Origin of the sequence: Anoxybacillus sp. ST70, from assembly GCF_019553625.1 — a bacterium.
Classification (GTDB): domain Bacteria; phylum Bacillota; class Bacilli; order Bacillales; family Anoxybacillaceae; genus Anoxybacillus; species Anoxybacillus gonensis.
Map to the genome: position 1 here is coordinate 36,131 of NZ_JAHZOF010000015.1, position 6,561 is coordinate 42,691.

Consider the following 6,561-nt stretch of genomic DNA (forward strand, 5'->3'; position numbering starts at 1 on the left):
TTCACCCCCTTGTCGCTACTTCTTCAATAATGGCGAGCACCATCTCCGTTGCTTTGACAAGTTCTTCAATTGGCATTCGTTCATTTGTTGTATGAATGTCTTCATAGCCGATCGCTAAGTTTACAGTTGGAATGCCAAATCCTGCAATAACATTCGCATCGCTACCGCCACCGCTACGCAACAGCTCATGCGGACGACCAATTTTTTCAGCCGCTCGCTTCGCTACTTCAACAACATGATCCCCATCTCCAAATTTAAATCCTGGGTACATCACTTCCACATGAACATCTGCACGACCACCCATTTCTTCCGCTACTCGCTCAAACGCTTCTTTCATTTTCACGACTTGCGCTTCCATTTTTTCCGGAACGAGCGAACGCGCCTCTGCTAAAATGTCAACGCGATCGCAAACGATATTTGTTTGTGTTCCACCTTCAAAACGACCGATGTTTGCGGTTGTTTCTTCATCGATGCGCCCAAGCGGCATTTGCGCAATCGCTTTCGCGGCGATTGTAATTGCCGATACGCCTCGCTCTGGTGCAACACCCGCATGAGCCGTCTTTCCGTGAACGGTCACTTTCAACTTTGCTTGCGTCGGAGCAGCAACGATAATTTGTCCAACTTTTCCATCGCTATCTAGCGCATATCCAAATTTCGCTTGAATGAGCGACGGATCAAGCGCCTTCGCCCCAACGAGCCCAGATTCTTCTCCAACAGTAATAATAAATTGAATTGTGCCGTGTGCGATTTGTTTTTCTTTTAACACTCGGATCGCTTCAAACATGGCGGCAAGCCCTGCTTTATCGTCCGCTCCTAAAATCGTCGTCCCATCTGTCACAATATATCCATCTTGAATCGACGGCTTGACCCCTTTGCCTGGCACAACCGTATCCATGTGTGATGTAAAGTAAATCGGATCGACTCCTTCTTTTGTCGCGGGCAATGTACAAATTAAGTTTCCTGCTCCATGACCTGTTTGTGCTGTCGTATCATCTTCAATAACGTGTAAACCGAGCGCTTCAAATTTCGCTTTCAGCACATCTGCAATGTCACGTTCATATTTTGTTTCAGAATCAATTTGTACAAGCTCTAAAAATTCATCAACTAAACGTTGCTCATTGACCATCATGCATCCTCCTATGTATGTACTCACTTTTAAGTATAACGAAATTTCCTTCATATGGCGATGAACATGTACACATAAATTTTTTTCTTTCATTTCACACATTTGTCACAATTTCATTATATCATTCACCTTGGGCTTTATTTCATAGTAAATCAGGAGGTTTTTTATGGATTCTTTAACGAACAAAGATTTTTACAAAGCGATATGGCGTTGGCACTTTTATGCCGGAATCATTTTTGCACCATTTTTAATTATTCTTTCCATTACGGGAGCCATCTACTTATTTAAACCACAAATTGAATCTGTTTTATACAAACATTTCTATTATGTTCAAGAAGGAGAGCACGAATTAGCCCCGAGCCGCATCATTGAACAAGTCACAAACACGTATGAAAATGCTACTGTCGTCAGTTATCGTCCGAGCGATGCGCCTAACCGTTCAACAGAAGTGGGCATTGTTTTAGATGGAAAAACTTATATCGTTTTTGTTAACCCATATACCGGCGATATTGTTGGTAAACTCGCTAAAGAAGATAAACTTATGCATATCATTGTCAAGTTGCACGGCGAGCTCATGGTCGGAACAGTTGGCGATCGAATCGTTGAACTTGCAGCATGTTGGGCCGTTATTTTATTAATAACAGGATTATATTTATGGTGGCCACGAAACCGCTCTTTATATGGCATTGTAAAAATTCGCTTTCATGAAGGGAAGCGCGTCATGTGGAAAGACATTCATTCTGTTCTTGCTATTTGGCTTTCCATGTTTATTTTATTGCTTATTTTAACCGGTTTGCCTTGGGCTGGATTTATGGGCGATAAAATTAATCAAATCGCTACAGCCACCCATACAGGATATCCATCTGGATTATGGGATGAAATACCTGAATCTGTTGTTCCAACCAAATTGGTCGCAGATGTGCCTTGGGCTGCAGAAAATATGCCTGTGCCTGAATCGAAACAAAATGGAGCAATGACGATTCCGATTGAATCAGTTATTCAAATTGCAAAAGAGCGTCATGTCCATCCTGGCTTTTCGATTTACTTCCCTGAAGGAGAAAAAGGAGTATATACCGTTTCCGTCTTTCCGAACTTGCCACAAGATCAAGCTACATTACATATTGATCAATATAGCGGTGAAGTGTTAGCCGATTTACGCTTTAAAGATTATGGATGGCTAGCTAAAATGATCGAAATTGGTATTGCTCTTCATGAAGGTCGATATTTTGGCTTATTTAATCAATTGATCGGTCTTATGACTTGCCTCGGTCTTATTTTCATTGCGTATAGCGGTGTTGTCATGTGGTGGAAAAGACGCCCAAAAGGCGCACTTGGGGTACCACCTGCACCCCAAAACAAAAAAGTGATGCGAAAGGTCACCTTCATCATTATCGTATTAGGACTTACCATGCCTTTAGTCGCTCTTTCATTAGTCATCGCTTTTGTTGTCGATTGGATTGTTATCCGTCGCATTCCAACATTGCAAACATGGTTCTCGTAAGAAAAAGCGAACAGTGCACCCACTGTTCGCTTTTCTCTACTATAACGGAATATTCCCGTGTTTCTTTTTTGGACGCTCTTCCTGTTTATGGCGAAGCATATCGAGCGCTTGAATGAGCTTGATTCTCGTATCTCGCGGATCGATGACGTCATCGACCATACCGTACTTGGCTGCGACATACGGATTCGCGAACTTATCGCGGTATTCTTCAATTTTTTGCGCCCGCGTTTCTTCTGGGTTCGGACTATTTTCGATGTCGCTTGCGAAAATAATGTTCGCTGCCCCTTGTGGTCCCATAACGGCAATTTCTGCATTTGGCCATGCGTATACGACATCGGCTCCGATCGATTTACTGTTTAATGCAACGTATGCTCCGCCATATGCTTTCCGTAAAATGACCGTTATTTTCGGCACCGTCGCTTCCGAATACGCATATAAAATTTTCGCTCCATGGCGAATGATTCCCCCGTGCTCTTGTTTGACTCCTGGGAAAAAGCCTGTCACATCTTCAAATGTAATAATCGGAATATTAAATGAATCGCAAAAGCGAATAAAACGCGCCGCTTTATCGGACGAGTCGATATCTAGTCCTCCCGCCATAAACTTCGGCTGGTTGCATACAAGTCCGACAACTTCTCCTTTTATGCGGGCAAAGCCGATGACAATATTTTTCGCAAAATCTTTTTGTACTTCCATAAATGATCCTTCGTCAACGACTTGCCACACGACGTTTCGCACATCGTATGGACGCACCGCATCAATAGGAATGGCATCCGCTAAATCGGGACGATCATCGCTTTCCTTTTGTGCAGGTGCAGCAGGCGGCTTTTCTTGACAATTTTGTGGAAGATAGCTTAATAGCCGTCGTACTTGCGCAAGCACCTCTTCTTCTGTCGCTCCTGAAAAGTGAGCATTTCCGCTAATCGTATTGTGAACGCGCGCGCCACCTAAATCTTCTGCGCTAATTTTTTCGCCTGTCACCGTTTCAATCACTTTCGGTCCGGTAATAAACATTTGGCTCGTTTTTTCGACCATAAATACAAAATCAGTAATGGCTGGTGAATAGACAGCCCCTCCTGCACATGGCCCCATAATGACCGAAATTTGTGGAATGACGCCCGAATAAATCGAGTTCCGATAAAAAATATGGCCGTATCCATCAAGCGACAATACACCTTCTTGAATGCGCGCGCCACCAGAATCGTTTAATCCGATGATTGGAGCCCCTGTTTTCGCCGCTAAATCCATAATATTCGCAATTTTTTTCGCATGCATCTCCCCAAGTGCTCCACCGAATACAGTAAAGTCTTGCGAAAAGACAAATACTGTTCGCCCATCGATTTTACCGTATCCTGTGACAACTCCGTCACCTGGTCCTTTTTTTCCCGCTAATCCAAAATCGGTGCAACGATGTTCAATAAACGGATTTAACTCAACGAACGTCCCTTCATCTAATAAAAGATCGATGCGCTCTCTTGCTGTTAATTTTCCCTTTTCATGTTGTTTTGCAATTTTATCGTCGCCACCGCCTAACTCAATTTCTCGGCGACGGTCATACAGCTCGTTGATTTTATCGTACATGTCCATTATTGCCCACCGACCTTTTCACAAAGCTCATATAACACGCCGCGGGCTGACTTCGGATGCATAAAAGCGATGTGTGCACCGCCTGCACCGCGCTTCGGTTGCTCGTGAATCATACGAATGCCGTTATTTTTTAACTCTTCGATGCGCTGTTCGATATGATCAACCCCAAGCGCGACATGATGAATGCCTTCGCCTCGCTTTTCAATAAAAGAAGCAATCGGGCTATGTTCAGAGAGCGGCTCAAGCAGTTCAAGCTTGACATCGCCAACTTTTAAAAACGCTACACGAACTTGTTCTGATTCGACCGTTTCAATGCCAACGCACGATAAGCCGAGCGTATCCGTATAAAACGGAAGCGCCTCGTCTAACGATTTGACTGCAATGCCAATATGATCGACTTTTTTTACTTCCATAAACCCCCAACCCCTTTGTTGTTCTCGGTTGCAAACCATTTATGTATTTCGACATCTTTTTTCTTTTTTCCTTCTTTTTTTGCATTTTTCCTGCTTGTTTGCCGAACAGCATGTTTGTACAATAGAAAGCAAGAGGTGAAGAACATGCATTCAAAAAAAGTGCAAAAAATTGTTGTTTATTTAATGCTCGGCTCGATGCTTTTAACCTCTTTGCTCGCTGGATTAAGCATGTGGATATAGAACAAGCTGACCATATTCGGTCAGCTTGTTCTTTGTTTATTTCAGCGCCCCATACTTTTTACCGAGCTGTTGGAACGATTCATTTGTTTTTACAATCGCTACTTTCGTTCCTATTGGCACGTTCGGATATAACGCCTCGACATCCCGATTGTGCATTCTTACACATCCTTCTGTTATATAACGTCCAATCGATGACGGTCGATTCGTTCCATGAATCCCATACGTTCGTCCATCTGTCCCGCGCGCATCAAATCCGATCCATCTTGTACCAAGCGGATTGTTCGGGGCGCCACCTGGAATGTTTTTCTTTCGATAGTACGGATTGACTGCCTTTACCGTAACGGTAAATAATCCTTCTGGCGTGAGCGCATTCGTTTTTCCTGTGGCAACACGATATATACGTTCAATTTTCCCGTGGCGAATAAAAGCAAGTTGGTTCGTTTGTTTATTAACAATAATCATCGGATCACCAACGCGCGGATTGTCTCCAAGCGGCCAAAGCGGTGAAAGAAAAAGAAAGAAAGCAAAAAGAAGCGGCATCATCTCACCCTTTTTCAATTATTGTGCGTGAAAAAAGGGCGATCATACCGTTACAACTGACTTTTGATGATTAAATATTGTTCCATCTCTTTCACAAAATGCAAAAGAGCCGCACGTTCTTCAAACTCCTCGCGCGTTTTTGGTAACGGCATTTGTTGAAACTGTTTTTTCATCTCCTGAAGTTGTCGAATAAAACGATCCGCTGTATTTCCCGGGTGAATCGCATCGCTTAGTTCATCGATAAAATCAGCAATCATATTGCGTTGCTCGACCGTATATGTCATGGAGCTAATCAGCGGCAACATCCGCTCAATAATTTCAAATTGCCGTTCGCGCATACGAAAATATCGGTAATAATAATCTTCATTGCGCAAAAAATGGTTTTCAATATTTTGCAATGCAAGCGCCTTTGCTTGCTTTAACGTATCGCCCGCTAACGCAATTTCTTTTCCATCCCATAAACTTTCATTCGTCCGTAAATAATGAACAATTTCTTTAAAAATGATGCGAAATAAATCTTCTACAATGCGCTGATATTCTTTTAAATCTTTTTCCACGCTTGGCATGTACATATTGACGAGCAAAGCGATGCCGATGCCGATAATCATCAACATCACCTCATTATATACGAGATGCCACGTCATCGTTTTCGCCATATATACGTGCAAAATGATGACCGCACTTGTCGCAATTCCTTCGGTCACTTTCAACGAAACGGTCGTCGGAATAAAAAATAAGAGCAATAAACCGATCGAAAGCGGATGATAACGAAGCCCTTCAAAAAAGAAAAACGAAAACAACAAGCCAACTAAACCGGCAACAAACCGAGCACGCGCCGTTTGCAATGACTTTTTTTTCGTCACTTGAATGCAAAGTAATGTAATAATTCCGGCAGAAGCGAAATTTTCAAGATGCAACGATTGGGCAATCGCAATCGCACTCGCTGTTCCGATCGCTGTTTTCGTCGTTCGATAACCAATTTTTAGCATAACTATCACACTCCGCCCCCATTATAACACATTCCAATGTAAAAGGGGCTGACCCAAAAGTCCGCTAAAAAGCGGACTTTTGGGAGTTGGTTTTCATATTTTGTAAAATAAGAGAGGGATTTACCTCTCATTTTTCTATTTCTTAAGCCTCTAAGGATCGTTGTT

7 protein-coding genes are annotated in these 6,561 nt (G+C 42.8%); 2 read left to right on the forward strand and 5 right to left on the reverse strand.

Annotated elements, in window-relative coordinates; translation table 11 throughout:
* Nucleotide 1: 1 nt before the first annotated feature.
* Complete coding sequence (locus tag K1I43_RS14470; RefSeq protein ID WP_019416976.1) at nucleotides 2-1,126, reverse strand: M20/M25/M40 family metallo-hydrolase; 1,125 nt, start codon at nucleotides 1,124-1,126, stop codon at nucleotides 2-4.
* Nucleotides 1,127-1,292: 166 nt separating this feature from the next.
* On the opposite strand from K1I43_RS14470, the gene K1I43_RS14475 reads away from it, so the two are divergent.
* A complete protein-coding gene (locus K1I43_RS14475; RefSeq protein ID WP_050982318.1) occupies nucleotides 1,293-2,627 on the forward strand; it encodes a PepSY-associated TM helix domain-containing protein in 1,335 nt (444 codons plus the stop codon).
* A 39-nt stretch (nucleotides 2,628-2,666) separates the two neighbouring features.
* On the opposite strand, the gene K1I43_RS14480 is transcribed toward K1I43_RS14475, so the two are convergent.
* Together K1I43_RS14480 and mce are read right to left on the reverse strand one after the other, a co-directional pair.
* Entirely contained in the window at nucleotides 2,667-4,217 is a 1,551-nt protein-coding gene (locus K1I43_RS14480; protein ID WP_026011553.1) for an acyl-CoA carboxylase subunit beta, read from the reverse strand.
* A complete protein-coding gene (gene mce, locus K1I43_RS14485) occupies nucleotides 4,214-4,627 on the reverse strand; it encodes a methylmalonyl-CoA epimerase (RefSeq protein WP_019416974.1) in 414 nt (137 codons plus the stop codon). Before mce ends, K1I43_RS14480 begins: the two co-directional genes overlap by 4 nt.
* A 144-nt stretch (nucleotides 4,628-4,771) precedes the next feature.
* On the opposite strand from mce, the gene prli42 reads away from it, so the two are divergent.
* A complete protein-coding gene (prli42, locus tag K1I43_RS14490) occupies nucleotides 4,772-4,867 on the forward strand; it encodes a stressosome-associated protein Prli42 (protein WP_009373849.1) in 96 nt (31 codons plus the stop codon).
* Between the two features lie 36 nt (nucleotides 4,868-4,903).
* Here the strand turns inward: prli42 and K1I43_RS14495 are convergent, their stop codons facing one another.
* On the reverse strand, nucleotides 4,904-5,407 hold the full coding sequence (locus K1I43_RS14495; RefSeq protein WP_019416972.1) for a L,D-transpeptidase: 504 nt from the start codon (nucleotides 5,405-5,407) through the stop codon (nucleotides 4,904-4,906).
* A gap of 50 nt (nucleotides 5,408-5,457) precedes the next feature.
* Nucleotides 5,458-6,396, reverse strand: a complete 939-nt coding sequence (locus tag K1I43_RS14500; RefSeq protein WP_026011552.1) for an aromatic acid exporter family protein — start codon at nucleotides 6,394-6,396, stop codon at nucleotides 5,458-5,460.
* Nucleotides 6,397-6,561 lie beyond the last annotated feature (165 nt).

Excerpts from the sequence above, each read along its gene's own strand:
- K1I43_RS14470 (WP_019416976.1), bottom strand. The coding sequence starts at position 1,126 with ATGGTCAATGAGCAACGTTTAGTTGATGAATTTTTAGAGCTTGTACAA.
- K1I43_RS14475 (WP_050982318.1), top strand. The coding sequence starts at position 1,293 with ATGGATTCTTTAACGAACAAAGATTTTTACAAAGCGATATGGCGTTGG.
- mce (WP_019416974.1), bottom strand. The coding sequence starts at position 4,627 with ATGGAAGTAAAAAAAGTCGATCATATTGGCATTGCAGTCAAATCGTTA.
- prli42 (WP_009373849.1), top strand. The coding sequence starts at position 4,772 with ATGCATTCAAAAAAAGTGCAAAAAATTGTTGTTTATTTAATGCTCGGC.
- K1I43_RS14495 (WP_019416972.1), bottom strand. The coding sequence starts at position 5,407 with ATGCCGCTTCTTTTTGCTTTCTTTCTTTTTCTTTCACCGCTTTGGCCG.
- K1I43_RS14500 (WP_026011552.1), bottom strand. The coding sequence starts at position 6,396 with ATGCTAAAAATTGGTTATCGAACGACGAAAACAGCGATCGGAACAGCG.